Origin of the sequence: Hymenobacter roseosalivarius DSM 11622 (assembly GCF_900176135.1) — a bacterium.
Lineage (GTDB): Bacteria > Bacteroidota > Bacteroidia > Cytophagales > Hymenobacteraceae > Hymenobacter > Hymenobacter roseosalivarius.
On the sequence record NZ_FWWW01000067.1, the window covers coordinates 1 to 25,363 of the forward strand.

General features: G+C 55.6%; 26 protein-coding genes. 10 read left to right on the forward strand and 16 right to left on the reverse strand.

The window, feature by feature from the left end; genetic code table 11:
• Window positions 1–43: 43 nt before the first annotated feature.
• A complete protein-coding gene (hemB, locus tag B9A24_RS09895; protein ID WP_084445147.1) occupies window positions 44–1,036 on the reverse strand; it encodes a porphobilinogen synthase in 993 nt (330 codons plus the stop codon).
• Window positions 1,037–1,228: 192 nt separating this feature from the next.
• On the opposite strand from hemB, the gene B9A24_RS22065 reads away from it, so the two are divergent.
• Window positions 1,229–1,414, forward strand: coding sequence for a hypothetical protein (locus B9A24_RS22065; RefSeq protein WP_159452017.1), 186 nt, complete (start codon window positions 1,229–1,231; stop codon window positions 1,412–1,414).
• Between the two features lie 381 nt (window positions 1,415–1,795).
• Here the strand turns inward: B9A24_RS22065 and rocD are convergent, their stop codons facing one another.
• Window positions 1,796–3,040 carry an ornithine--oxo-acid transaminase gene (rocD, locus tag B9A24_RS09905; RefSeq protein ID WP_084445326.1) on the reverse strand — a complete coding sequence of 415 codons (1,245 nt, stop codon included), beginning with the start codon at window positions 3,038–3,040 and terminating at the stop codon, window positions 1,796–1,798.
• 214 nt (window positions 3,041–3,254) lie between these two features.
• On the opposite strand from rocD, the gene B9A24_RS09910 reads away from it, so the two are divergent.
• On the forward strand, window positions 3,255–4,154 hold the full coding sequence (locus B9A24_RS09910; protein WP_084445152.1) for an LEA/WHy family protein: 900 nt from the start codon (window positions 3,255–3,257) through the stop codon (window positions 4,152–4,154).
• A gap of 5 nt (window positions 4,155–4,159) precedes the next feature.
• Here the strand turns inward: B9A24_RS09910 and B9A24_RS09915 are convergent, their stop codons facing one another.
• Both B9A24_RS09915 and B9A24_RS09920 read right to left on the reverse strand, forming a co-directional pair.
• Window positions 4,160–4,603 carry a DUF2314 domain-containing protein gene (locus B9A24_RS09915; protein WP_084445154.1) on the reverse strand — a complete coding sequence of 148 codons (444 nt, stop codon included), beginning with the start codon at window positions 4,601–4,603 and terminating at the stop codon, window positions 4,160–4,162.
• A gap of 180 nt (window positions 4,604–4,783) precedes the next feature.
• The gene (locus tag B9A24_RS09920) at window positions 4,784–5,560 is read right to left on the reverse strand and encodes an ATP-binding protein (protein WP_084445156.1); all 777 of its coding nucleotides are present in this window, start codon (window positions 5,558–5,560) and stop codon (window positions 4,784–4,786) included.
• Between the two features lie 206 nt (window positions 5,561–5,766).
• On the opposite strand from B9A24_RS09920, the gene B9A24_RS09925 reads away from it, so the two are divergent.
• Window positions 5,767–6,411, forward strand: coding sequence for a ferric reductase-like transmembrane domain-containing protein (locus B9A24_RS09925; protein WP_084445158.1), 645 nt, complete (start codon window positions 5,767–5,769; stop codon window positions 6,409–6,411).
• Window positions 6,412–6,779: 368 nt separating this feature from the next.
• Window positions 6,780–6,950: a hypothetical protein gene (locus tag B9A24_RS22320; RefSeq protein WP_200813903.1), complete on the forward strand. Its 171-nt coding sequence runs from the start codon at window positions 6,780–6,782 to the stop codon at window positions 6,948–6,950.
• A gap of 77 nt (window positions 6,951–7,027) precedes the next feature.
• On the opposite strand, the gene B9A24_RS09930 is transcribed toward B9A24_RS22320, so the two are convergent.
• The 5 genes from B9A24_RS09930 to B9A24_RS09950 form a co-directional block, all read right to left on the reverse strand.
• The gene (locus tag B9A24_RS09930) at window positions 7,028–7,705 is read right to left on the reverse strand and encodes a sterol desaturase family protein (protein WP_084445160.1); all 678 of its coding nucleotides are present in this window, start codon (window positions 7,703–7,705) and stop codon (window positions 7,028–7,030) included.
• Window positions 7,706–7,788: 83 nt separating this feature from the next.
• Window positions 7,789–8,319, reverse strand: coding sequence for a shikimate kinase (locus tag B9A24_RS09935; RefSeq protein ID WP_084445163.1), 531 nt, complete (start codon window positions 8,317–8,319; stop codon window positions 7,789–7,791).
• A 141-nt stretch (window positions 8,320–8,460) separates the two neighbouring features.
• A complete protein-coding gene (locus B9A24_RS09940) occupies window positions 8,461–9,519 on the reverse strand; it encodes an ABC transporter permease (protein ID WP_084445165.1) in 1,059 nt (352 codons plus the stop codon).
• 126 nt (window positions 9,520–9,645) lie between these two features.
• Window positions 9,646–10,752 carry a BT_3928 family protein gene (locus B9A24_RS09945; protein WP_084445167.1) on the reverse strand — a complete coding sequence of 369 codons (1,107 nt, stop codon included), beginning with the start codon at window positions 10,750–10,752 and terminating at the stop codon, window positions 9,646–9,648.
• 134 nt (window positions 10,753–10,886) lie between these two features.
• Window positions 10,887–11,435, reverse strand: a complete 549-nt coding sequence (locus B9A24_RS09950) for a DUF1599 domain-containing protein (RefSeq protein WP_084445328.1) — start codon at window positions 11,433–11,435, stop codon at window positions 10,887–10,889.
• Between the two features lie 189 nt (window positions 11,436–11,624).
• On the opposite strand from B9A24_RS09950, the gene folP reads away from it, so the two are divergent.
• The gene (folP, locus tag B9A24_RS09955) at window positions 11,625–12,509 is read left to right on the forward strand and encodes a dihydropteroate synthase (RefSeq protein ID WP_084445169.1); all 885 of its coding nucleotides are present in this window, start codon (window positions 11,625–11,627) and stop codon (window positions 12,507–12,509) included.
• Entirely contained in the window at window positions 12,506–13,345 is an 840-nt protein-coding gene (gene cdaA, locus B9A24_RS09960) for a diadenylate cyclase CdaA (protein ID WP_084445171.1), read from the forward strand. Before folP ends, cdaA begins: the two co-directional genes overlap by 4 nt.
• 14 nt (window positions 13,346–13,359) lie before the next feature.
• Here cdaA and B9A24_RS09965 read toward each other — a convergent pair whose 3' ends face one another.
• The 3 genes from B9A24_RS09965 to B9A24_RS09975 form a co-directional block, all read right to left on the reverse strand.
• On the reverse strand, window positions 13,360–14,643 hold the full coding sequence (locus tag B9A24_RS09965) for a cation:proton antiporter (protein ID WP_084445173.1): 1,284 nt from the start codon (window positions 14,641–14,643) through the stop codon (window positions 13,360–13,362).
• A 202-nt stretch (window positions 14,644–14,845) separates the two neighbouring features.
• A complete protein-coding gene (gene kbl, locus B9A24_RS09970) occupies window positions 14,846–16,093 on the reverse strand; it encodes a glycine C-acetyltransferase (protein WP_084445175.1) in 1,248 nt (415 codons plus the stop codon).
• Between the two features lie 114 nt (window positions 16,094–16,207).
• Window positions 16,208–17,323 carry a patatin-like phospholipase family protein gene (locus B9A24_RS09975; protein WP_084445176.1) on the reverse strand — a complete coding sequence of 372 codons (1,116 nt, stop codon included), beginning with the start codon at window positions 17,321–17,323 and terminating at the stop codon, window positions 16,208–16,210.
• Between the two features lie 191 nt (window positions 17,324–17,514).
• Between B9A24_RS09975 and B9A24_RS09980 the strand changes: the two genes are divergently transcribed.
• Window positions 17,515–18,498 carry an NAD-dependent epimerase/dehydratase family protein gene (locus B9A24_RS09980; protein WP_084445178.1) on the forward strand — a complete coding sequence of 328 codons (984 nt, stop codon included), beginning with the start codon at window positions 17,515–17,517 and terminating at the stop codon, window positions 18,496–18,498.
• A gap of 186 nt (window positions 18,499–18,684) precedes the next feature.
• Window positions 18,685–19,413: a DUF3891 family protein gene (locus tag B9A24_RS09985; protein WP_084445181.1), complete on the forward strand. Its 729-nt coding sequence runs from the start codon at window positions 18,685–18,687 to the stop codon at window positions 19,411–19,413.
• 61 nt (window positions 19,414–19,474) lie between these two features.
• On the opposite strand, the gene B9A24_RS09990 is transcribed toward B9A24_RS09985, so the two are convergent.
• Window positions 19,475–20,305, reverse strand: a complete 831-nt coding sequence (locus B9A24_RS09990; RefSeq protein ID WP_143434887.1) for a hypothetical protein — start codon at window positions 20,303–20,305, stop codon at window positions 19,475–19,477.
• A gap of 186 nt (window positions 20,306–20,491) precedes the next feature.
• Here B9A24_RS09990 and B9A24_RS09995 point away from each other — a divergent pair, with 186 nt between their 5' ends.
• The gene (locus B9A24_RS09995; RefSeq protein ID WP_084445185.1) at window positions 20,492–21,457 is read left to right on the forward strand and encodes a YihY/virulence factor BrkB family protein; all 966 of its coding nucleotides are present in this window, start codon (window positions 20,492–20,494) and stop codon (window positions 21,455–21,457) included.
• Between the two features lie 157 nt (window positions 21,458–21,614).
• Entirely contained in the window at window positions 21,615–22,706 is a 1,092-nt protein-coding gene (locus B9A24_RS10000) for a hypothetical protein (RefSeq protein WP_084445187.1), read from the forward strand.
• A 514-nt stretch (window positions 22,707–23,220) separates the two neighbouring features.
• On the opposite strand, the gene rlmN is transcribed toward B9A24_RS10000, so the two are convergent.
• From rlmN to B9A24_RS10010, 3 genes are all read right to left on the reverse strand, one after another.
• Window positions 23,221–24,288 (reverse strand): dual-specificity RNA methyltransferase RlmN, encoded by a 1,068-nt coding sequence (gene rlmN, locus B9A24_RS10005; RefSeq protein WP_084445189.1) that lies wholly within the window; start codon window positions 24,286–24,288, stop codon window positions 23,221–23,223.
• 55 nt (window positions 24,289–24,343) lie between these two features.
• Window positions 24,344–24,781 carry an energy transducer TonB gene (locus B9A24_RS21665; protein ID WP_159452018.1) on the reverse strand — a complete coding sequence of 146 codons (438 nt, stop codon included), beginning with the start codon at window positions 24,779–24,781 and terminating at the stop codon, window positions 24,344–24,346.
• Window positions 24,782–24,849: 68 nt separating this feature from the next.
• Window positions 24,850–25,293 (reverse strand): thioesterase family protein, encoded by a 444-nt coding sequence (locus B9A24_RS10010; RefSeq protein WP_084445191.1) that lies wholly within the window; start codon window positions 25,291–25,293, stop codon window positions 24,850–24,852.
• Between the last annotated feature and the right edge of the window lie 70 nt (window positions 25,294–25,363).

The following is a 25,363-nucleotide window of genomic DNA, read 5'->3' on the forward strand; positions in this document are numbered from 1 at the left end:
ACCGTAGTAGTGTGGGCTTTTTTGTAATGGAAATATCTTGGTTCTAGCCGCGACGCAGCACCTGCGCCGCTTCTTTGGCAAAGTAGGTCAGGATAGCGTCGGCGCCGGCGCGCTTGATGCTGAGCAGCACCTCCATCATCGTCCGCTCGCCGTCTACCCAACCATTTTGCGCGGCGGCTTTTATCATGGCGTATTCGCCCGATACGTTATAAGCCGTTACGGGCAAGGTGGTAGCATTACGTACTTCCCGGATAATATCGAGGTAGCTTAGGGCGGGCTTAATCATCACCATATCAGCGCCTTCCTGCTCGTCGAGGGCCAGCTCGCGCAAGGCTTCGCGGCGGTTGGCGGGATTCATCTGGTAGGTTTTCTTGTCGCCTTTTTTGGGGGCCGAGCCCAAGGCATCGCGGAAGGGACCGTAGAAGGCTGAGGCATATTTGGCCGTATAACTCATGATGCTCACCTGCTGAAACGCATTGCGGTCGAGCACGTCGCGAATGAAGGCCACGCGGCCATCCATCATGTCGGAAGGACCGATAATGTCGGCGCCGGCGCGGGCCTGGGCCAGGGCCATTTGGCCGAGTATTTCCAGCGAGGCATCGTTCAGAATTTCACCGCTTTCGGCATCCACAATGCCGTCATGGCCGTCGGAGCTGTACGGGTCCATGGCCACGTCGGTCATCAGCACCACCTCGGGGAAGTGGCGCTTGATGTCGGCCACCGTGCGCAGGTACAGGCCATCGGGGTTGGCGCTTTCGCGGGCCAAATGGTCTTTCAGTTCCTCCTTAATTTGTGGGAACGGGGCAAAGGCTTTGATTCCCAACTCTACACAGACACCAATCTCATCGATGATGCGGTCGGCGGAATAGCGGAAAATGCCCGGCATGGACTTCACCTCTACCAGCTGATTCTGGCCTTCGGTGAGAAAAAGCGGATAAATGAAATCGTGGGTGGCGAGGTTGGTTTCCTGCACCAACTCGCGAATAACTTCAGACTTGCGGTTGCGCCGGGGGCGGTGCGTGGGAATAAGCGCCATAGGTTGTTTTCAAGGATTAAGACGGGACAGAACAACTGCCACAAAGGTAAGGTTGCCGGTATGTTAAAGTGAATTTGCCCCCCAGCTGCTAAAGGAGAAAGTAAAACCAGCAGTCAGGCCGCTACAGGTAAATGCTCCGCTTGTGCCCGAGACTTAGAGGTTAAAAAACTCCTGAAAGATTTCTGTCCACGCGTGCGGACCTCCTATGCCCAAGATCAGGAAATAGTCTCCCAGCAATACAATCAGCGCGCCCACGCCGAAGCCCAGCCAGCCCCCAATCAGCAAGCCCGCCACGACTCCGACTATAATCAGTCCTGCGCCCAACACGAGATGAAACTTGCCCCTGCTGTCCGCGGCCTGCTGTCTCATAGCCACTGATGACCTGTTTTTAAGCCTGAAAGCAGCAATGGGGGCTTGACTTATCCTCTTGAGAATAGCTGGCTTTGTACCAGTGGGCTTGCGGCCGGAGCTAGTCGAAAACGACGGAGCGCCCGGCAACTCAGCCGTCCGGGCTGCGTGCGCTGCTACGGCAACAGCAGGCATCCGGTATTGCGCCACACTAGCGGAAGCAGCAGGCTTCGCTTCTGTCGGGGTCGGCCGAAAAATGAAGGCGGGCTTCTCGCTTCGGCAACTGATAAATGGCAGCAACAAAAATGCCCCCCAGCACCACCAATATTTCAAACTCATAAGTCGAAAATTAAAAACAAGCGGACTTCCCAGCCCTGAGAAGTCCGCTTGCAGAGAGTAGGAAAACTGATTTTAAAACGCTAGCAGCACCGCTTCAATAATATCGCAGGCCTCATGCAGCTGCTCTTCAGTGATAACCAGCGGGGGGGCAAAACGGATGATGTCGCCGTGGGTGGGCTTGGCCAGCAGGCCGCGCTCCATTAGTGTCACGCATACGTCCCAGGCCGTGCGGCCGTCGTCGGTGGGCTTGATGATGACGGCGTTGAGCAGGCCCTTGCCGCGCACCAGCTCCACTACGTCGGGGCGCTGTTGCTGCACTTGGCGCATCCGCTCACGGAATACTTCGCCCAGAACGCGGGCATTTCCAACCAGATTTTCGTCCTGAATTACATCCAGCGAAGCCCGCATTACGGCGCAGGCCAGCGGGTTGCCGCCAAACGTGGAGCCGTGCTGTCCCGGCTGAATGGTGAGCATTACTGCGTCCTGGGCCAGCACCGCCGACACCGGCATAGCTCCCCCCGACAAGGCTTTACCCAAGATCAGAATGTCGGCGTGCACACCCTCGTAGTAGCTAGCCAGCCACTCGCCGGTGCGGCCCAGGCCGGTCTGAATTTCATCAGCAATAAAGAGCACATTGTGCGCCCGACACAATGCCTGCGCCTTGGCCAGATACCCCTCGGACGGTACCACCACGCCGGCCTCGCCCTGAATGGGCTCCACCATGAAAGCGCAGACGTGCGTATCCTGCACGGCTTCTTCCAGTGCCTCCAGGTCGTCGTAGGGTACTACCTGATAGCCAGGGTTATAGGGACCGAAGCCGCCGGTGCTATCGGAGTCGGTGCTGAAGGAGATGATGCCGGTGGTGCGGCCGTGGAAGTTGTGCTCGGCCACGATGATACGGGCCTGATTGGGCGCGATGCCTTTCTCCTGGTAGCCCCACTTGCGAGCCAGCTTGAGGGCCGTTTCCACGGCCTCGGCCCCGGAGTTCATCAGTAGGGCTTTGTCGTAGTTGAACAGCTCGCACAGCTGCTTCTCGGCCGGCCCAAGCTGGTCGTTGAAGAAGGCGCGCGAGGTAAGCGTAAGGCGCTTAGCCTGCTCCACCATCGCCCCGATAATGCGCGGGTGACAGTGGCCCTGGTTTACGGCGGAGTACGCCGACAGAAAATCGAGGTACTGCTTGCCCTCCACGTCCCAGAGGTGCACGCCTTCGCCCCGGCTCAGTACTACTGGCAATGGGTGGTAGTTGTGGGCGCCGTAGCGGTCTTCGAGGGTCATAAACTCCTGGCTGCGGTGGGCGGTAGCGGGCGTGGTTTCCATAAGAAGGGCAGAGTTGAGGTAAAGGGCGGAAATAATTTCCAGGCTTAAAATTACGCAAAAACGCCGGGAAGGGTACTGGGGGGCTTCTTGGCAAAGCTCGTCCATAACAACTGGCAGGCAACCACCCGTACTGCTACAAGCAGGCCCCCGATCAGGCTGCTATTGCTTAGCCCTATGCTCGGCACTATTCTACGACTGCTCATCCTACGTGTTAATGGCTACCCAATCCTTCTTTCGCCGCCATCCGGTGCTTTCCGTGCTGCTCGGCCTGTTATTATTGCTCGGGCTTGGGCTGGGCATCACCTACGTAGCCACCGATGGAGGCAAAAAGCTGCTGCCTACCTTGTCCAACGCCTCCATGCAGATTGGTAACATCACGCCCGACTCGCTGAAGGCTACGATGGCCGTAGAGCTGCGCAACAACGTGCCCGTGACGATGCGCGTGGACAGCTTCAGCTACATCACCCGCCTCGATGGCGAGCTGCTAGCCCGTGGCGATAAGAATGAGCCCACGGTCGTGAAATCTAAGGGCATGAGCCGAGTAGAAGTGCCCGTAAACGTGGACCTGAGCAAGGTGGCCAAGAAGATAAAAGAGGTAGAGCAGGACTGCGTAGACGTGCAGATGACCATGATTCTCTACACCCACCTGCCTGTCGTAGGGGCTGAGCGTATCCCCGTCACGGTCAGCAAGAAAGTGTACGTGCCCAAGCTGCCCAAGATAGAAGTCGCCGACGTTGACATTACCGATATGGGCCTGAGGAATGGGGAAGCCGTGGTGCGCCTGCGAATCACGAACTACAATCCTGCCCCGATTACCATCAAGCGAGTGAGCTACCGCTTCCGCGTGGGCGGCGACGATCTGGACGTGCGCGGGGTAGAGGAAAAAAACATTTCCTTCCGAAAGAAAGGCACCGAGATTGTGCCCATTCGGGTGAAGTTTCAGCCCAAAAAGCTGCCCAAAGTTGTGTTCAAAACCTTATTCAGAGCCAAGCAAACCGAGTACAAGCTGGAAGGCAAAGCGGTTATTGCCGCCGGCAAACAGAACCCGAAAGACCTGGACCTGAACTTCAGCAGCACGGGCACCCTCAAGGAGTTGAAGAATATCCCGAAGTAAAATAGTTATTTCTGGAGAGCATCGATGAATTTGCCTACATAGTTGCCCTCTTCACTACCGTCAGGTTTAGCAATGGTCCAGTCTAAGGCTGCTTTCTCGGGGAACTCAATAGATTGATTCACTTGGTATTGTTTGACTGTTACAAGGTCATTGGCAATAGTGCCCACTACTTTATTACTCTCCCAACTCGTAACGCGCACAAACACTTGCTCGAATTTGCCGTCCGTATCAAAAATATGGGTTGTAAGAAAGAATGACTCACCAGAAGGAAGACCAAGCAGGAAGCGCTTTTTGGCTTGTGGTAGTGTTTTACGAGCTTGTTTTACGGCCGGTGCAAGTAGGGAATCAAATGCTCTAAGCTCATTGCCAGCTTCTGTACCGACCAGACTTATTGGTTGATCGGTAGGAGCATTGTTAGCTAGTGAAGCAGTAGTTAACTTCTGAGCCATTGCTCCCGAAGAAACAAGACAAAAAATGGGCGGTAGTATAAAGCGAGGTGATTGACGGATTGCTATCAGAATCAATGTCTAGTTTAGGGGTGCATTAAGGAGCTTTCACAAACCTGACTGATTAAGCCTATCACCTCGCTTTATACCACCGCCCATTTTGCCTCACAGGGAATTCTTATTTTATGCCTTGGGCAAGGCCAGCAAATCGGTGGCCAGCTGGCTGATGGCTTGGAGCGCGGGCGAGCGGCTGATGTCGTCTATTTGCAGCGAGCCGTTCTTATCAGCTTCGGAAATGGTGGCGTCCAGGGGGATGATGCCTAGTACGGGTAGCGCGGTCTGGGCGCAGAACTGCCGGATGGCTTCCTCATCCGCGGCATTCTTGACCTTGTTGGCCACGGCCACGATGTTCGTTATCCCCAACTCCTGGCCCAGCCGCTGGAAGCGGGCCACCGCCTCCATGGAACGATAATAGGGTTCCACCACGCATAGAAGCACATCGACGTACTTGGAGGTGCCGCGCTTCATCTGCTCCAGGGACGCCTCCAGGTCAAGCAGCGTGACTTGCTCGCTTTCTTCCAGGGCCGTATGGATGATTTCCCGCACGGTGGTATGAGTGCCGCACATGCAGCCGGTGGCCGCGTGCTCGGGCTGGCCCACGGCCAGCAGTGTCACGTTGTCGTTGGTCTGGATGCCGTAGGTGTCCATCACCTCGGCCAGCGACACTTTCAGCTTGGCATACTTTTTCCCGTCTTCCTTCTCGTATACTTCCAGCAATTTCGAGGTGAGGGCCTTGGGCATAGCGGCCTGGGGGGCAATTCCGAGGGTGAGCGCCAGGTTGGGGTTGGGGTCGCCGTCGATGGCCAGCACGGAGATACCTCGCCGGCCCAGCGTCCGGCACAGCAGCCCGCTGATGGTGGTTTTGCCCACGCCGCCTTTGCCGCATACTGCAATTTTCATAGGGCTTGTCTGAATATGTTGAAAGGAAAGACGAAGAAGGTGCAGCAATAAAAGGCTGCAACCAAGATACGAATCTATTTTGCGCACGTGCCGTGGCACTTTGCTTGATAGGTATAGCATAGGTCATCTGGGCAGCCCTAAACCGGTATTATTGCCTTGCCTATTCGCAGCCCTATCCTCCCTACCTTTCAAAACCTGCTTTGCCAATGATGAAGTTCACCCCCGATTCCCGAATAAGTAACCGCTTCTTTCACCATGGTGTATTAGTGCTGTTCAATATACTGCTACTGGGGGGCCTTTACTTCGCGGTAGAATCACCCGATGTCAAGTATAAGTGGAGCATGAGTACAGCCTACGTTTCGCTGCTACTTTTGGGGGCGACGTTGTTGACTGGTCCGCTTAATATTCTGCGTCGACAACGCAACCCGGTGTCAACCGACCTGCGCCGCGACATCGGCATCTGGAGCGGCATCGTTGGCCTGGCCCATGTGGCCATTGGCTGGCAGGTGCACATGGGCAACATGCTGCTTTATTTCTTTGAAGAGGACAAGCTCACCAAGGAGCTGTCATTGCGGGCCGACCTGTTTGGGTTTGCCAACTACACGGGGCTGGCCGGCGGGATTATCCTGGTCCTGCTGCTGGCCCTTTCCAACGACCTCTCTCTGCGTAAGCTCAAGGCCCCACGCTGGAAGTACTGGCAGCGCTGGAATTACCTGTTTTACGTGCTGGTGGTCGTGCACGGGGTTTCCTACCAAGTCATTGAAAGCCGCAAGCTGCCTTATCCACTGCTGCTGGCCGCCCTCATCTTGCCCGTGCTGGTCATCCAGTTCAGGGGCTTTTCACACTATTGAAAGCACCTTTTACACGGAAAGAAAAAAGTAGCCTAAGGTAGGCAGGGGGCAGGAACAGCACCATGCTTAATGTCGTAGCCATGTTGCACATAACAGCCCTGTGGCAAATGAAGGCAGACCGAAGCAGAGCGCGTCCTTCATCTGCTTGGCCAGACAACGAGCGCAAGAGCGAGGTTTCGCCCGACAAACAACGCACGATGCCAGTTGAGCGGAGTTGCCCCACTCTTAACCTTTCGCCGGCTTAGCTAGACCATCTCGCCAGAGCCTTTATTTTCAGGAGGCGCTTCTCAACCTTTTGCGCGCCATAATAGTATCATCAGATAGTCTGGCCTCGGGCTGGCTTTTCTCCCTCTTCTGCCTAATCTCCCATGAAAAACATTCGTCCTTTCCTCTTTGCCTTTCTCGCGGTGCTCACTTTCTCGCTGAGCAGTTGCGATGTGATAGGTGACATTTTCCAAGCCGGTGCCTGGACCGCCTTGATCGGCATCTTTATCGTAGTAGTGCTCATCGCATTTCTGGTGCGCAAGATGCGGCGCTAGGCTGCGCGGCAGCAAGAAAAAGCCTCCCAGACCAACGTCTGGGGGGCTTTTTCTTGCTGGGCTTTTTGCTAATAGTACTACTTGTTGGTTTTCTGGTCAGGCATAGTGCCGATGATATGATCCCAGATAGTAGTGCTTACGCCAAAGGCAATTTCATCTTGCCGATAGTGGTGCTGGGCGTGGTGATGCCACCATACTTTTAAAAAGTTCTTCGGCGGGGCGTAGGCGTGAATGGCATAATGCACAAACAGATAGAGCGCATAGCCAAAAATAAAGCCCGACAGAATGCCGAAGGCGGCACTGCCAAACACAAATCGAAACACGAAGAAAAGCAATGAGGCTACGAACACTGATACAATGGGCGGCATAGCCAGGCGGGACTTGTCTTTCGGGAACTCGTGGTGTACCCCGTGCATGGTGTACTGAAACTTGGCGCGCTTAGGGGTAGTAGCTGGCAAGTGGTAGAGGTAGCGGTGCATAGCATACTCCGCGAAGGTGAACATAAACCAGCCCAGCAGGAACAGCCCGAAGGCCGAAAAACCCGCGATAAAGCCCCGTATAAGCCCATAATAAAGGCTTCCCAACGCCGTAATCATGAAAATTGATACGGGCAAGGCAATATGCGTATGGGTGAGTCTTTCCAGTACCGGGTTTTCAAACAGCCGAGCCGAGCCTTTATGCTTGGGCTTTAGAGCACCGGGTGTTTTTACCGGAGTTGGCTGTAGATCAGGTGTTGGAGCGGGGGCGGTATTCATATACAAATAAGCTTCTTATTCAGAGCAAAAGTACAAACCACAGCGCAAAACAAAGCACTATGGGCTGGCAAAGGGTCAACTGACTAGCAAGTGGTGTAATACATATGCAGCAAACGCCACATTGCCTCCACCGTACATGTTCCTTCGCAGCGCAAGGGCGCACGGTCGTAAAACTGCTGGCGCAGAGCTAAGGTTTCACTTATGTGGGCCGTTAAGGCCTTTTCATCGGGAATATCCGTCAGGAGAGGGCGGCGGCTGAGAGATAGGCGCAGCCGTTGGACCAGTTCGGGCACTGACACGGCCAGATACAGCGGAGTGCCCGTGGCGAGCAAGAAGTCCATATTCTGATGAAAGCACGGCGTGCCGCCGCCCGTGGCCAGCACCATTCGGGGCTGGTTAGCTGCCACTATGCGCAGTACTGCCGCTTCCACTTCCCGAAAGTAGTCCTGGCCTTCGGCCGCGAAGATGTCGGGAATACTCCGTTTTTCCTGGGCTACAATCTCTTCATCCAGATCACGGAAAGGCATTTCGAGGCACGTAGCCAGGGCTCGGCCCAGCGTTGTTTTGCCCGCGCCCGGCATTCCGATCAGGTAAACACGGGTTTCATTTACCATTTAGCAGGTACCATTTATCATTTAACGGTCAGTTACGGAAATATGTATAGGCGTTATCTGTCCCGTCACGGCATTAAGCTCAGCGTTAGTATGGCAAAAAGTTGCCGGATAAGGGACTGCCTACAACCGCGTGATAAATGATTAGCTGATTTTCACGCGAGGATCAAGTACGGCATACAGCACATCGACGACAATGTTGATGACGACGAAGAGAAAGGCAATAAAGATGGTGGCACCCATCACGACCGGAAAATCCAGGTTCTCGACGGCGCGCAGCGTTACGGTGCCTAGGCCTTTCCAGTTGAAGATATATTCGATAAAAAAGGCCCCCGCCATCAGCGAAGCCAGCCAACCCGACACCGCTGTAATAACCGGATTCAGCGCGTTTTTGAGCGCGTGACCCACAACAGTCTGGTAGTTGGAAAGTCCCTTGGCGCGCGCCGTACGGATGTAATCCTGGCTCAATACGTCGAGCATAGAGGAACGGGTGAGCTGGGTAATAACGGCTAGGGGGCGGATGCCGAGCGCAAAGGCTGGCAGCAGCAAGTTGCGCAGCACCAGGTGTCGCCCCGTAAACGGATCGGTTTCGTAGAGCTGGCCGGTCAGGTTAAGGCCCGTCCAGTGACTCCAGTAGAAGCCAAACGTCATAGCAATGAGAATACCGGCTACAAACGAGGGCACCGAAATACCCAGCACGGACGTAGTGATCAACGTGCGGTCAAGCCAGGAATGGGCGCGCACGGCGGCGATTACGCCGAACAGAATACCCAGCACAGCGGCAATCAGCATAGCAGCCAGCGCCAGCCAGAGCGTACCCGTGAAGTGGTCGAGCAGGATGCTTAGCACGTCTTTGTTGCTTTGAAAAGAGCGGCGCAGGTAAGGCGTTTTGAGCACCAGCGCATTTTTGCCCCCCAGCGGCAGCAAAGCCGTGCCGCCGTACTTAGCCACGCCCGCTGAGTCGCGCGGGTGCAGGCCCAGGGGCGATACGTCGTTGAGGTAACCGATAAGCTGCGTAGGCAGCGGCTGATCGAGGCCCAGATCGGCGGCAATTGCGGCGCGGGTGGCCACGTCGGAGCGCTGACCAGCGAGCAAGGCGACCGGGTCGCCGGGCAACACCGCGAACAGGAAAAATACGGTGAGCGCTACGCCGGCCAGTATCAATATACCTTGTCCTAAGCGGCGCAGTACAAAGGAAAACATAGGTTGGGGGGCAAAAAGGCGATCATGCTGAGGAACGAAGTATCTCGCGTGTTTAGCTGGGTTACTAATCACACATCAGCACGCCAGATGCTGCACTGCGTTGTGCACGACAAGATAATTATCGGCTTACAAAAGATGATCTACTGTTTCCTGGTCAGGAATATCGTGGTAATGATACTTGCCTTTTACTACTCCATTCTGTAGAACTATAATGCCCGGATCGGAGCGGATTATGGACTTGAGCACGGTAGCATCGGCGTAGTAGACGGGCGCGGCCAGGTTGACATCATGGCGGAAGGCGTCGAAATCGGCGGGACTGCTACTGGTAATGACAAGCGGCGTGATCTTGTTAGGCGACTTACCCGTGCTGTTAATCAGCGCATTAAGCAGGTTGTAGCGGTCGCGGTCCGACTTATTCGTGTTCTGCACGATGAGCAGCAGCTTGTTGCCCTTTAATATCTCCTGCGTGTGGTCCTTGCCGTCGCCGTCGAAGATGGCAAAGTCGGTGATGATGGGGCGGGAAGCTTCGGGGTTCTGCACCTCCATGCTTTTGTACTTCCAGGTAGTATCAGTTGGGTATTGGTCAAATTCCTGGGTTTGCCCGTTGCGCTCCAGCACGTACTTATAGCGCGCCTGTTCCTTAGGCTTCATCAAGGCACCGATATCATTACCCACTTTATAAGGCAAAAAATCGAAGTAAGGCAAGTGCCCGAGGGCTCGCACGCCAATACCAATTGCCACGGCCGAGGCCACCGTAATGTACATCACGCCCAAAGTACCCTTGGCAAATACGCGCCGCAGGTAGCGCTGATTAAAGAAAACCACAGCCCATAAGCCCAATAGGAACAGGTCTTTGGAGAACGACTGCCAAGGCGTGAGCTTAATAAAATCGCCGAAGCAGCCGCAGTCGGTTACTTTGTTGAAGGCGGCGGAATAGAACGTCAGAAAGCCGAAAAACACGAGCAGGCCCAGCAGCGTCAGCAGCGTTTTGCGCAGGTGCCAGCGCAGCAGCAAGGCCACGCCCAGCACCACTTCCAACGAGCTGAGCAAAATGGCCATCGTGCGGGCAAAGCCTTTGAAAACCAGGAAGAAAGAGCCAAAATCTTCGGCAAACACCTCGAAATACTCTTCCAGCTTCAAGCCCATACCCACCGGGTCGTTGAGCTTTATCAATCCCGAAAAAATAAAAACCGCGCCGAGCAGCACCCAGCAGATATGCGTGATAAGTTTCATGAATTGGTTGGGTCTGGCAGGCTTCAAGGCGCTAAGGTGCTAAGGTTCGGCTACTAAGTTGGGGGTTAAAAAACCATACGCAAACAAAAGGTTGGGGGAAGTAGCAGCCTAGCGCGGAAATCCGTTCCGCGCTACTATTCGTTCTGCCCTTCCAGCTTGATCAAAGCAAATACAGCGTAGTTCAGCATGTCGCGGTAGTTAGCTTCCACCCCTTCCGACACATAGGTTTTGCCCCCCAAATCCTCAATTTGCTTGGTACGGTGTAATTTCATCAGGATAATATCGGTGATGCTCGGCACGCGCATTTGCCGCCAGGCCTCGCCGTAATCGTGGTTTTTGGCAAACAACAAATCCCGGTTGGCTTGTATTTCGCGGTCGTAGGCGGCGGCGACTTCCGTGGGGGGCAAATCCGGATGCGAGTCGGCAGGCAAGTGCAGCTGCATCAGCGCGATGACGCAATAATTGATAATGGCCACGAATTCCTCATTCACGCCATCGGCCACCAGCTGCGTGCCTTTTTCCTGGATGGAGCGAATGCGCTGGGCTTTGATGTACAGCTGATCCGTAACGGAGGGCAGACGCAGGATGCGCCAAGCCGTGCCGTAGTCGTGGGTTTTGGCCAGAAAGAGCGCCCGGCACTGCTCAATAATCTGGTCGTATTCCTGCTGGGTTTGGGTTTGCAAGATTTTCACTCTAGATTTAAGGAACTTCGGATCGTGGAAACGTGGGCGCCTGGAAGATAGGCTGGCGGTGAGAACTAGGGCCAATTGAGGCGCGAGCTTGTTTCGCTTTGACTTCCGCTGAAAGAAGCCCGAAACCATGCAGCTTTTTGCCTAAAACCAAGTCCCTAAGCGCTCAGACCCTAGATAAGTATGCTCCAGACCGCCGCGAAAGATACGTGTTTTTCCCCGAGGCAAACCCTGCGTTGCCATGGTGGCCGCGTGTTGGATCTGCGCCGGCCCCAGGTCATTGGCATTCTCAATCTGACCCCCGATTCGTTCTACGCCGGCAATCGCATCGCCACTACTGATGAGCTGCTGCGCCGGGCTGAAGCCATGCTGCAAGCGGGCGCGGCCATTCTCGATCTGGGGGGCTATTCTACGAGGCCGGGCGCTGAGGATATTTCGGCTGAAGAAGAAAAAACCCGCGTGCTGCCCGCGCTGGAAGCCGTGCGGGGGGCTTTTCCTGAAGCATTTTTATCCGTCGATACCTTCCGGGCCGATGTGGCAGCTGAGGCCATCGCCATCGGTACCGACATCATCAACGACGTGAGCGGCGGCACGCTTGATGCCGGCATGTTTGCCACGGCTGGGCGGCTCGGGGTGCCCTACGTGCTCATGCACATGCGCGGCACGCCCCAGAATATGGCCCAGCAAATGCACTATGAAGGCGATATCGTAACGGAGCTGGTGCGCTACTTCCGCGACAAGCTGGCGGCCTTATATGCCGTTGGCGTAACGGATGTAATCCTCGATCCTGGTTTTGGCTTTGCCAAAACGCCGGCTCAAAGCCACGAGATACTGCGCCGCCTGCCCGAGCTAGCGCTGCTGGGCTTGCCGGTGCTGGCAGGCCTTTCGCGCAAGTCGATGGTTTATAAGCCGCTAGGTCTCTCGCCTGATACCGCACTTACCGGTACTATTGCCGCTAATACTGTCGCTTTGCTCAACGGTGCCCAATTATTGCGCGTACATGATGTAGCAGAAGCCGTGCACACGGTACGGCTCGTGCAGCAAACCTTCATTCCATCCTCCCCGTGATTGGCTCGTTCTCCGTCGGCTTCCTGCGTATCGGCTGGATAGACGTGATTGACGTCTTGCTGGTCACGGTATTGTTTTATCAGCTGTATAAGCTGCTGACGGGGAGCGTGGCGCTGAAGGTTTTTCTGGGCTTCATGTCTATCTACCTGCTGTATCTGGTGGTGAAAGCCGCTGGCATGGAGCTGCTGACCAACATTCTGGGTCAATTCATGAGCGTGGGCGTGCTGGCCGGCATTATCCTGTTTCAGCAGGAAATCAGGCGCTTTCTGCTCACCATTGGCAAGGCTACCGCTTTCGATAGAGTCCGCGTGTTCCCCTGGCGCCGCGACCAAGCCGCGGAGCGCATGAGCATTACGCCGTTTGTTGAAGCGGCCAAAAGCCTGGCGGGCAAAAATACCGGTGCCCTCATTGCCTTTACTATGACTTCGGAGCTGAAGTTCTACGCCGAGTCTGGCGACCTGATTGATGCCGCGGTCAGCAAACGATTGCTGATGAGCATATTCAACAAAACCAGCCCACTGCACGACGGCGCCGTTATTATTGCCAACAACCGCATCAAAGCGGCACGCTGCATTTTGCCCGTCAGCGAAAACCCCGATGTGCCAGCTTCGCTGGGTTTGCGTCACCGCGCCGCCATTGGCCTCACGGAGGTAACGGATAGCGTGGTGTTGGTCGTAAGCGAAGAAACCGGCCAGATTTCACTGGTGCGCGCCGGGGAGGTGTTTCGCAACCTCTCTTCGTCGGATTTACGCGCCAAGCTAAACGATATGCTATTTGACGTGGCCGCTAAAACTCCCGCGTCAGCAGCCTCAGCCGAGACGGAAGTAGCGGCCTGAACGACGAGGTTTATTTACTCAGCCGCGACCTTTACCGGCTCGTTTTCACTAAGTTCGGCGGCTATTTTTCGGCCGTGACGGCGGTCCAGCCAATTCATAACCGGCGTTGCCAATACACCATGCAGCACAACTGAAACCAGCACGGTGAAGCCAAGGATAGCCCACAGCAGCCGCGCTTGCGGAAATTCGGCCTTATCCAGCGCGTAAGCCAGGTAAAAAATGGAGCCGATACCCCTGATACCGAAAAAGGAGATTACACCACGTTCCGCCAGATTCACCCGTTTGGCTCCTAGTAGCGTCAACAAGCCCCCCAGTGGCCGCAGCACTAGCAACAGCAGCAAGCCTACCATCGCGCCCGACCAAGTGAGTGGCGCCAACAAGCTGTCTACAATAGCTCCGCCAAGCATAATAAGAATAATCACGATCAGCAGGCGCTCCATCTGGTCGGTAAAGGCGTGCATCTGCTTATGATACTCGTGCTTTCGCTCCCGCCCGCGTAGCGTGACAGCCGCCACGAACACGGCCAGGAACCCGTAGCCATGCAGCAGTTCGGTTACGCCGTAGCTGGTCAGCGTGACGGCCAAGGCCACAAACCCATAGGCACTCGGCTTTAGGCTGAGTTTTTTGGGAAGATTAAAAATAAGGTAGGATAGCAACAGGCCCGATAGCCAGCCCAGCACCACGCCCGCCGCCACGCGGTACAGCAAATCCAGCCATAGCCAGTGAATCATTCGGTCAGCCAAGGGTAAGGCAGCCGGCAGCAGCGCCAAGGCCAGATACACAAAAGGAAACGCCAGGCCGTCGTTGAGGCCAGCCTCACCGGTGAGGGCAAACCGCACATTGTCTTCGCGGCCCTCGCCAGGGTCGCCTACCTGCACATCGCTCGCCAGTACGGGGTCGGTGGGTGCTAAGCAGGCGGCCAGCAGTACAGCCGAGGACAGAGGTAGCCCAGCCAATGTCCAGCCGGCCAGCGTGATGCCCGCGATGGTCAGCAGCATCAGCACCAGCACCAGTTTAAGAGGCGTTCGCCAGATGGCAAGAGAGAATGGACGGTCTATCTTCAACCCTGTGCCCGTTAAGGCGATGATCACGCACAGCTCAGACAAATGCGTCACCAGCTTCGGGTGCTCAAACGGGTCGGCGGGCGGCAAGCCAAGCGGTAGCGTATAGGCTGCCATCCCCAACCCAATAAATAGTATAGGGTAGGAAAGCGGATATTTTTCCAGCAAGGAAGGCAGCCACGCTACACCCAGAATGGCCACTCCGACCAACACGAGGACAATGTTATATACCGACATAGAAAGGGGAAACTGCACGTAAAGCTTAGGGACAGCCTACGTAGAAGCACCAACAAGAGGTTGGCTTCAGCAGATTCGGTCGGTGGCGATGAGGGCGGCTTTTGCTTTAGCAACCTACCCCGCCGCGAATGTCGGCACCTATTCTTATAAACATAAAAAGCCCCCCAGATAATCTCAGGGGGGCTTTTTATGGAAATGCTACTTACGGTGTGTTCGTTACTACTTGGCCGGCCTCGGGCCGCGCGGCGCTCCGATCTTTCAGCGTGCCGAGCTCCCGACCTACTTCGATAAAGGCCTGAATAGCCTTGTCCAGATGCTCGCGCGAATGAGCAGCGGACAGCTGCACCCGAATACGTGCCTGGCCCTGGGGCACCACGGGGTAGTAAAAGCCGATGACGTAAATGCCTTTGGCCAGCATTTTGGCCGCGAATTCCTGGGCCAGCTTAGCGTCATACAGCATTACCGGCACGATGGGGTGCTCGCCGGGCTTGATATCGAAGCCAGCGGCAGTCATTTTCTCGCGGAAGTACTTCGTATTTTCCTCCAGCCGGTCGCGTAGCTCGGTGCTTTCATTCAGGAGCTCCAGCACCCGCAGCGAAGCGCCCACGATAGCCGGGGCCAGAGTGTTAGAAAACAGATACGGCCGACTGCGCTGGCGCAGCATCTCAATGATTTCTTTGCGGCCCGTAGTGAAGCCGCCCATCGCGCCCCCCAATGCTTTGCCTAGCGTGCCGGTGATGATATCCACGCGGCCCATCACGCCGCGCAGCTCATGCGTACCACGGCCAGTTTTGCCCAGAAAACCCGTGGAGTGGCACTCATCCACCATTACCAGAGCCTGATACTTATCAGCGAGGTCGCAGATCTGGTCGAGGCGGGCGATAGTGCCGTCCATACTGAAGGAACCGTCGGTGACGATGATACGGTGACGGCTGCCTTTTTGCTGGGCGTCCTGGAGCTGCTTTTCCAGGTCCTGCATGTCGTTGTGGGCGTAGCGGTAGCGCTGAGCTTTGCACAGGCGCACCCCGTCGATGATGGAGGCGTGATTTAGCGCATCGGAGATAATGGCGTCCTGCTCGTTGAATAAAGGCTCGAATACGCCGCCGTTGGCATCAAAAGCCGCCGCGTACAAAATCGTATCCTCGGTGCCCAGAAACTCGGCCAGCTTGCGCTCCAGCTCCTTGTGAATATCCTGAGTGCCGCAGATAAAGCGCACCGACGACAGGCCGTAGCCGTGACTATCGATGGCCGCCTTGGCCGCCTCAATTACCTCGGGGTGCGACGATAAGCCCAGATAGTTATTGGCGCAGAAGTTCAGCACTTCTCCGGCCTCGTCGGTTTCGATTTTTGCCCCCTGAGGCGAGGTGATAATACGCTCTTTTTTGAACAGGCCATTGGCTTTTATCTCGGCCAGCTGGTTTTCGAGGTCGGGTTGGAGGGTGGTGTACATAGGATGGAAATGGTTGATTAATAGCAAAGATAGGTACCCAGCCCCGCCCTACGCCGCTGGATGTGCAGAGCCCTCTGGGACAGGGGCTCTAGTTCTAGAATTTGGAAACTAAAGCTAGCGCCCCTCTCCCGGAGGTGAGAGGTTGGGGTGGGGTAATCGAGCGAAAAATTTCTGTACGCCCTGCCGGCCGCTATCCATTAACGACTGCTTTTGCGCCGCCGATACCTGTTTGATTTTGGGATTAAACCCCAAGGTATTGATGCTTACGGTGCGTGGCCAGTCGGTGGCGGCGGTGGCGTTCAGGTTTTCGATGGCCAGGGTGTAGAAGGCACCCATATAGCTGCCAAAGTCGTGAATGGCGTAGGGTGCGAGCTGGCGGCGGCCGTCGGGCAGGGTGTCATAGGCAATCTGCTCGGCGCGGTCGAGGCGCAGGCCCAGGGTTTCAGGATTGACAAAAAGCCCCCCAGCGTCCGGAGCCGTGGTATTGGGGGGCAAATACCGGGCGTGGTCGAATAAGTTGAGCGGGTAGTTGGCTAACAGGCCGCCGTCTACTAATACATTCACCTTTTGGCCTTTGGTAGGTTTGTGCACGACTTGACCCTGCTCATCAAGCAACACGGCCCGGAAGTAGAGCGGAATGCTCATACTGATGCGCACGGCGTCGGCCACGCGCAGGTGGGGGTGGGTTTCGTAGCTAAATACGTCGGTGCGCTGGGTAGTGAGGTTAGTGCCCGTCACGTACAGGTCGCGGCCCTTGCCTTGCTGGGCCAGCGCGTGGAGCTGACCGAGAGTCAGGTCAGGATTTTGCGTTTTGCGGGCCACCAAGTCGCTGAGATACTTCGTGAACTGGTCGCCGCGGTACCAGCCGTACTGCTTAATCAGGCGGGTGCTACCCCCGAAGAATATTAGCCGGCCATCATTGAGCCGCTGCACGGGCGTATTGTTCACCACCTCAATAATTTCCTGGGGCGAGTAGCCCACGGCTAGCAAAGCCGCCTGAATAGCCCCCGCCGAGGTGCCGCCCACTCGCTGAATACCCGCCAAAATTCCCTGCTTTTCCAGCTCCGCCAAAGCGCCCCCGTACGCAATACCACGAATCCCGCCGCCCTCCATCACTAGGTTGCGGTAGGTAACAGGTACCGTTGTTTGTCCCTGAGCCAGGCAGGCTATACTGCAACACATGGCCAATAGCAGGACGCCGCATTTGATGAGAAGGGAAAAGCAAGTCATAGGTAGCAAAACAACAGGTCGAAATTACTCATTCTTCCTTCCTGATTATCTATTAGGCGTAGCGTCTGGCGGCTGGGCACGGGAGTTGCGGAGCGGGTGCGGCCGAGCTTGCTTCCGGGCAAGTATACTGGCATAACCGCCCGACCCGGTATCTTTGTAGCCCCACCCCACCCACATTCCCTTTTCTCAGCATGGAAACCACCCCCAGCGATACCATTCTCGTTATTGGTGCTTGCGGGCAGCTCGGCTTTGAGCTGACCCACGCCCTGCGCCAGCGCTACGCCGCCCACCGTGTGATTGCCGCCGACGTGCGCCCGCCCCAGCAGCCAGAGTTGCAGGAAGCCGGCCCCTTCGAGCTGCTCGACGTGCTCGACCGGCCCCGCCTCGAAGCCCTTATTGAGCAGTATCGCCCCAAACAGATCTATCACCTGGCGGCGCTGCTTTCGGCCACGGCGGAGAAGAACCCGGAGTTTGGCTGGCGACTGAACATGGATGGCTTGCTGAACGTGCTGGACCTGGCGGTGAAGTATAAAGTAGCGCAGGTGTACTGGCCCAGCTCCATTGCCGTGTTCGGGCCCGATACGCCCCGCCAAAACACCCCCCAGCTCACCATTATGAATCCCAGCACGGTATACGGCATCAGCAAGCTGGCCGGGGAGCAGTGGTGCGAGTGGTACCACAAAAACCACGGCCTCGACGTTCGCTCCCTGCGCTACCCCGGCCTGATCAGCTACAAAACCCTGCCCGGCGGCGGCACCACCGACTACGCCGTAGACATCTATCACAAAGCCGTGGCGGGCCAGTCATATGAGTGTTTCCTGCAGGAAAACACGTACTTACCAATGATGTACATGCCCGACGCGCTCAAAGCCACGCTGGATTTGATGCACGCTCCGGCCGAGCAAATCAAGGTTCGCTCCTCGTATAACCTGGGCGCGATGAGCTTTTCGCCTGCCGAAATCACAGCTTCGATCCAGCGCCACGAGCCGGATTTTGAAGTAACGTACAAGCCCGATTCGCGCCAGCAGATTGCCGATTCCTGGCCCGCCAGCATCGACGACTCCCGCGCCCGCCAGGATTGGGGCTGGCAGCCCGAGTTTGACTTAGATAAAATGACGGCCGATATGCTTCTGCATTTGCACGAGGCCGAGCCACAAGTGGCCGTAAGCCGTTAAAAGTGCTTCTTTAGAAAAAGCCCCCCAGAGATTTTCTGGGGGGCTTTTTTTGCTTTAATGTCAGGTTTTTGCGGAGGTTCGCAGTGTTCTGACTGCCGTAGTCCATGTCCGCCGCGACTGGAAGGAAGACGATAGTCAACCTCTGCGCGACCTCCGCGTACCTCTGTGGGAACCTGACGTTAGCAAATGATTGTCAACTACACCACTGCCGGCTGGCAGATTATTTACCAACAATCTCATGCCCTGCTGGCGGCGCAGCTGGCCTGGCAGTGGCCGCCTTTCGGCCCCACCGACCGCTGGGTGGGCCTGCTGGCCGCCATTGCCCAGCACGACGACGAGCAACGCTCTTGGGATGTTGATTACAGCCTGACGGCCACCGGTGCCCCGGCCGACTTCACCATGCAGGAGTTTTCCATGGAGCAGGCCACGGGCGTACTCAAAACCGCCCGGTTTCAGGGCCAATGGCGTAGCCTGCTCACTAGCATGCACCTAAGCTTTTTGTACGAGTCGCTCCGGGGGCAAAAAAAGGGAATCGACGCTTTTCTGGATGAGCAGCAAGCCAATCAGCAGCGGTGGCGCAAAGGGCTGAAAGTTAGCAAAGCCGACGCCCAGCAAGCCTATGCTCTCATGCAGTGGTGCGACCGCCTCTCCCTGATTCTCTGCCGCCAGGAGCTACCCGAAATGGGCCGCACCCTCGAAATCAGCCAAGGGCCCGACGGAAAGCGCTACGATGTGGCCCGCTCCGCGCCCGATGGCCCGGTTATCATCACCCCCTGGCCCTTTGCCTCGAGCTTCACGCTGAGCGTGGAAGCCAGCCTGCTGGCTCAGCTTCAGTTCAAGGATGACGCGGAGCTGGCCGCGCACCTGCGCGAAGCCCCAATTGAGACGCTCCGGTGGGAGCTGGCGAAGAAGTGAAATGGTGAAAGGTGAATTTGCGAACAGTATGGGCTTACCCTTTCACTATTTCACCCTTAAATCAAGGCTGGCTCTGCAGCTTCTGCACCGGCACGGGACTATCCATGAGGCCAGCTGGCACCGTTTGGCGAACCGCAATATCGGCGATACGGGCTGGCTTGGTAGGGTCGCTACGGTCGGAGGCGAGCAAGATGTTACCGTGCTGGGCATAGTCGCTCCAGCGGCGGCGGAAGGCCGGCTGCGGGTCAGCGGCTTTGGCGAAGTACGACCACTCCTGCACGAGGCCGCTGTTGCGTAGAACGCGAATCTCGTAACGGTTTTCCGGCGTCACGCCCACGTCTTTGAACGTCATCTGCAATATATCAGCGGGCTCATTCTCAAAGGTGGTGCCCAGGCCGCGATAGTTGAGGGTTATGCCTGAGTCTTTGAGTTTGAAGGGCATAATCAGCCACCACGAATTATTTACCCAAAGCGGATACATTTTTTCCAGCAGCTCCTGTCCACCAGGCGTATCCGTTATTTCCCTGCCGCCTTTGTACGCCTTGCCAGTGCGGGTGAGCAGGTTGTAGTTAGCCACTAAGCTGTCTTGTTCCCAGTGAAAATCACCGGTGTATTTGTCCCAGATCTGGTATTGGCCCCGAAAAAAACTCCAGGCTAAGTAGCGGGTATTCTGCCAGTTCTGGAAGCCGCCCATGCGGGCCATTACAGTATCGGCAATGGCAATGGCGCGAGCATCAGAGCCTGCCAGGTCGAAACCCTGGCCCGCCGGATAAGCGGGTGTAGCGCTGATGGTGGCTACTTCCCGAATGCGCTGGCAGCTCATTGCATAAAGCGAAAAAACAACCGCGAGGCAGCAGCAGACCGTGCGGAGCAAGGGAGTAAAGGCTTTCATTAGTAGAAAGAAAGAGGAGGAGAACATTGCCGACTTAGCGCTGCGCCAAGCCTTATGGTTGAGGTGCGGGCGCTTCTATACGCGAAGCATGGACAGGCGGTCATACGAACCTCTACCGAACGTACAGTAGTAGTCGCCCGTACTACTAGCTTACACCTTAGACTTATACTTCGATTTCCCATTCTTATGACGCCTTATCGCTTTTCTGACATCGTCGCCATTTTCAAATCCACGGCTGGCGAATTTATGCAGAACAACTCGCTTCGGCACGCGGCGGCCCTGTCTTACTACACCATTTTTTCGTTGCCGCCGCTGCTGCTTATTGTCATCACTTCGGCCAGCGCCGTGCTTGGCCCTGAGGCAATTACGGGACAGCTTTTTCAGCAGATCCGGGGGGTGGTAGGAACCGAAGAAGCCAAGTTCATTCAGAATTCTATCAACAAGTTCAACCAGCAGCAGCAGGGCGGCTTATCGTCGCTGATCGGCATTGCCACGTTGATTTTCGCCGCTACCACGTTCTTCGTTACCCTGCAGGAGAGCATCAATGATATCTGGAACCTGAAGGTGAAGCCCCGCAACGGCATCTGGCAGTTTGTCCGCGACCGGCTCCTCTCCTTCGGTTTGATCCTGAGTGTGGCCCTGCTCCTGCTCATATCCTTCGTCGTGAGTGCCGTGCTCACGGCCTTCACCGATTATCTACAGCAACTGCTGCCCGGCGTCGCAGTATTTTTTATTCGTCTGCTCGATCTGACCCTATCGCTGGCTATTACCACTACGTTGTTTGCCCTCATTTATCGCTTCCTGCCCGATGCCATTATCCGGTGGCGTGATGTGTGGATTGGTGCTTTCATTACAGCCGCGCTGTTTGTGTTGGGCAAATTCCTGATTGCTTTTTACATCGCGAAGGCCGAACCGGCTTCGGCCTACGGGGCGGCCGGCTCAGTTATTATTTTGTTGCTGTGGATCAATTACTCGTCGCTCATTATCTTCTTCGGGGCTGAGTTTACCCAGGAGTTCGCCGATGCTTTTGGCCAGAAGGTACAGCCAAAAGCGCACGCCGTGCGCACGGAAGTACGCGAAGTGCCAATCGGCGAATCGAAGGAGGAAATAGCTACTGGCCGGCCGCGTGCGCAGGGCCGCTGGCGAAGTTAAATTTAAGCCTCTTATCAAGAGGTAGAAGTAGTTAAATATTCGCGCAAACCAGTACGTTTACGGCACTGCCCTAATGTACTCGCTTGCATGAAACCTACTTTATAATCTTCTACTATCCCTGCTCAGTCTGGGGGGCTTTTTTGCGCCGCACACCACCATGGCTCAGCAGCCCACTACGCCCCAAACCCTGCGGGTGCTAACGGTAAGCCCGATAGTGGGGGAGACAATTGACAAGCAGGAAAAGATCACCTACGGGCTGTTCCCGTTCTACTCGTTCGATGACTTCCGCGAGGCGCGTTTCATTCAACGACTTACGCCTGATAGCACGATTACTCTTCAGGCTACTATGCTCGACGGTAGCATCAAGCAGCGCCCTTTTACTATCAGCGACTTCCGGGCCGTGCGCGCCAGCATCGAAGAGCGACAGAAGGTACTAGCCGCTACCCCTGGCTTTACCACGGGAGGAATTGGAACACTTGATTCATTGGGCCAGATGTACTCCGTTGAGCTTCGCACGGGCACTTCTTTTATAGGCAGACTTATAGCCAAGCGGGCCGGGGAGTTTGAGTTTCAGACCACGGACGTAGGACGCATCACGGTGCAGCAGGCAAACATAAAAAGCATGCAGCCGCTGACTGCCGATCAGGCCGGAAGGGGCTGGGAGCCTGTGGGTAATGGTACTCGCCTCTTTTTCGCACCTACCGCCCGCACCCTTCGCCAGGGCGAGGGCTACTTACAGGACATAAATATCTTCTTTGTGGGGGCCAACTACGGCATTACCAACAACATATCTATCGGCGGACTGGTGGGGTTGATTCCAAACGCGGGACTGAATATTCTGGCCGTGACGCCCAAAGTTGGCTTTGCCGTGACGGAGAAGTTTAGCGTAGGCGCGGGCGTCTTATTTGCCAGTGTATTTGGCGATACGGGCGGTATTGGCTACGGCCTAGGCACCTATGGCACGGCTGATGACCATTTCACGCTCGGGCTGGGCTATCTGTTCGCCGACGGCGAAGTAGAAAGCAGTCCGGTAGTGGTAATCGGTGGTGCTACGCGTGTATCGCGGCGAGTATCACTTCTGAATGAGTCCTATATTGTTGCTGGCGGCTTCGGTGGTCTGGCGGGCATTCGGATTGCCGCGGCCCGGCTGAGCGGCAGCCTTGGCATCTTATATGGCACCAATGGCGAAGACGGAACAGTTGTGCCCGCTTATTTAGAAGTCACTTATCGATTTGGGAAGGTCAAGTAGAAGGCTTCAATTTATATAAAAAGCGCTTTCTTATGGTATAATTTAAGTATTGCCAATATGTACCTTTTGAAGAAGGATCAGAACTGGCTTACGATATGGGCAAGAGAAATTTTATAGCTTATGCAAGCAAAGAAATGACCCTTTCTGAAGCGAAAAGGTCATTTCTTGACTCCTGGGGAAATGAGCTGTGCCAGAAGCTGACCACGTTGAATGCGCAAGGCCACTTTCAAGGAAAGACATCATCGGCAAAGCGCACTGAGCTTTTTCATGGGGGATTTACCGCGTCGCTCTCCGCTCACGGCCCGCAAACAATACAGCTATACGGACCAGTTAGTAATAGCCCACAAATTGTAGAAATAATGGGCGTCAGACTCACTGAATCTATGGCGCATCAGTGTCCTAACACTCTTATACTGTTAAGGCCTTCCAACTAACAAGCTGTAGTAGAGAAGCAAACAGCCAATAAAAAGCCCCCCAGAGTTGTTGGGGCTTTTTATTGGCTGCCTTCATAAAGTTAAGCAGCTACTGGCTTTTCCTTCACCGCCAATTGTCCGCAAGCCGCATCAATGTCTTTGCCGCGCGAGCGGCGCAGGTTGGTTTGCACGCCACGGTCGGCCAGGTACTTGAGGAAGGCCATCAGCTTCTCGTCGCCGGTGTTGCGGTAGTCGGCGTTTTCGATGGGGTTGTACTCAATCAGGTTCACCTTGCAGGGCAGCCACTTCGTAATCTGAAACAGCTCTTCGGCGTCCTGTAGCGTGTCATTAAAGTTCTCGAATACGATGTACTCGTAGGTGACCTTGCGGCCTGTGTGCTGATGGTAGTACTGCAATGCCTCCTTCAGCGAAGCCAGCGAGTTAGCTTCGTTGATGGGCATGATTTCGTTGCGCTTGGTGTCGTTGGGCGCGTGCAGACTCAGGGCCAGATTGGCTTTTACGTCGTCGTCGGCCAGCTTCTTGATCATCTTGGCAATGCCGGCCGTGCTGATGGTGATGCGGCGCGGGGCCATGTTCAGGCCGTCGGGGGCGGTGATGCGCTCCACGCTTTTTACCACGTTGGCGTAGTTCAGCAGCGGTTCGCCCATACCCATGTACACGATGTTGGTGAGCGGGGTGCCGTACTGGCTTTCGCACTGCTCCCGGATGCGCACTACCTGGTCATAGATTTCGGCCGCGTCGAGGTTGCGCTTGCGCTCCATGTAGCCCGTGGCGCAAAACTTACAGGTAAGCGAGCAGCCCACCTGCGAAGAGATGCAGGCCGTCATGCGCGTATCGTGCGGAATAAGCACGCCTTCTACAATATTGCCGTCGTGCAGGCGAAACGCCGATTTGATAGTGCCATCGTTGGAAAGCTGCTGATTTTGCACCGTCACGCCGTTGATAACGAAGTGCTGGGCCAGCAGCTCGCGGGTGGCCAACGAGATATTGTTCATCTCCTCAAACGAGGAGGCCGTATTTTTCCAGAGCCACTCCAGCACCTGCTTGGCCCGAAAGGGCTTCTCGCCGTGCTCCACCATAAAGGCTTTGAGCTCGTCGGGGGTGAGTTTACGGATGTCGCGCTTGGTGAGTACGGGCAAGGATATCATAGGGCAAAGATACAACCTGACAGGCGCTTGGGTTCCAGAATATAGACTTCTGTGCCTAGTATTGAGCTGTGACGAGCTTCAATGTGTAGCTAACAGCTACGCGGCGCCCATTTTGCATGCCTGGTTTAAAGTGAGGTAGCTTCTGGGCTGCTGCTACCAGAGCAGCTTCGCACGCCGCAGATAGCTTTGGGTGTGGGATATTTTCAGAATTATTGACACTTGCAACGTTGTAGATGGCACCACTGGAGTCAACAGCAAACCTGACAAAGACCGGGAAAGGAGCCGAGCAGCCAGCTTTCGTGCTAGCTGCTTGAAATTCACGAGATAAGTCTGCGGTCAGGACTTTCAAGTTGCCTCTTGGATAAACAGGCATATTTTCCACATAAGTGTATGCTTTTGTACACTCGTTGGACCAGCTTTCTTGAATGGGCTTTGATGACGCAGAAGGCTGAGCTACTGCCGCCCCTACTGTTGCTAGCAGTAAACCCACCATTAAGAGTAGCCGGCTAAACGCCCGTGAATGGTAACACATAGGAATTAGGATAAATGTTGATATTAAAACTAGCTATTGTGAGCGGGAGTTGGGGTAAGCTGTGCGCCTAGTTCAGGAGTTAACGCGCGAAGTTTTCGCGTGTTATAGTCGAAGCACAGCATCCCGGTTTTGGCGCGGGCTATTTCCTTACCATCCTGGTTTTTAACCCAATACACTACATCGAAGCCGTAGCGGTGCAGATCGGTGGCGGCGAGCTGAATGTGCAGCACGTCGCCGTGGAAGCCTTCGCCCTTGTACTCCATCGCTACATCGGCCATGATGAGGCCGGTTTTGGTAGCCAGGTCGAATTCGGGCAGCTGGCAATGGTGCAGGAACTGCACGCGGGCCTCGTGCAGAATGCTGAGTAGGGCGTCGTTGCCGAGGTGAGCGCCGTAGTTGAGGTCGGTGATACGTACCGGAATCTGGATAGTAAGTGGGAATGCGTCGGGTAGGGCTACTTTTACGCGGGCCATTTTTGGGTAGAAGTGAGTACAGAGAGATGAGACATGAGACTATGCGCGACCAGCAATCTTAACAAGATTC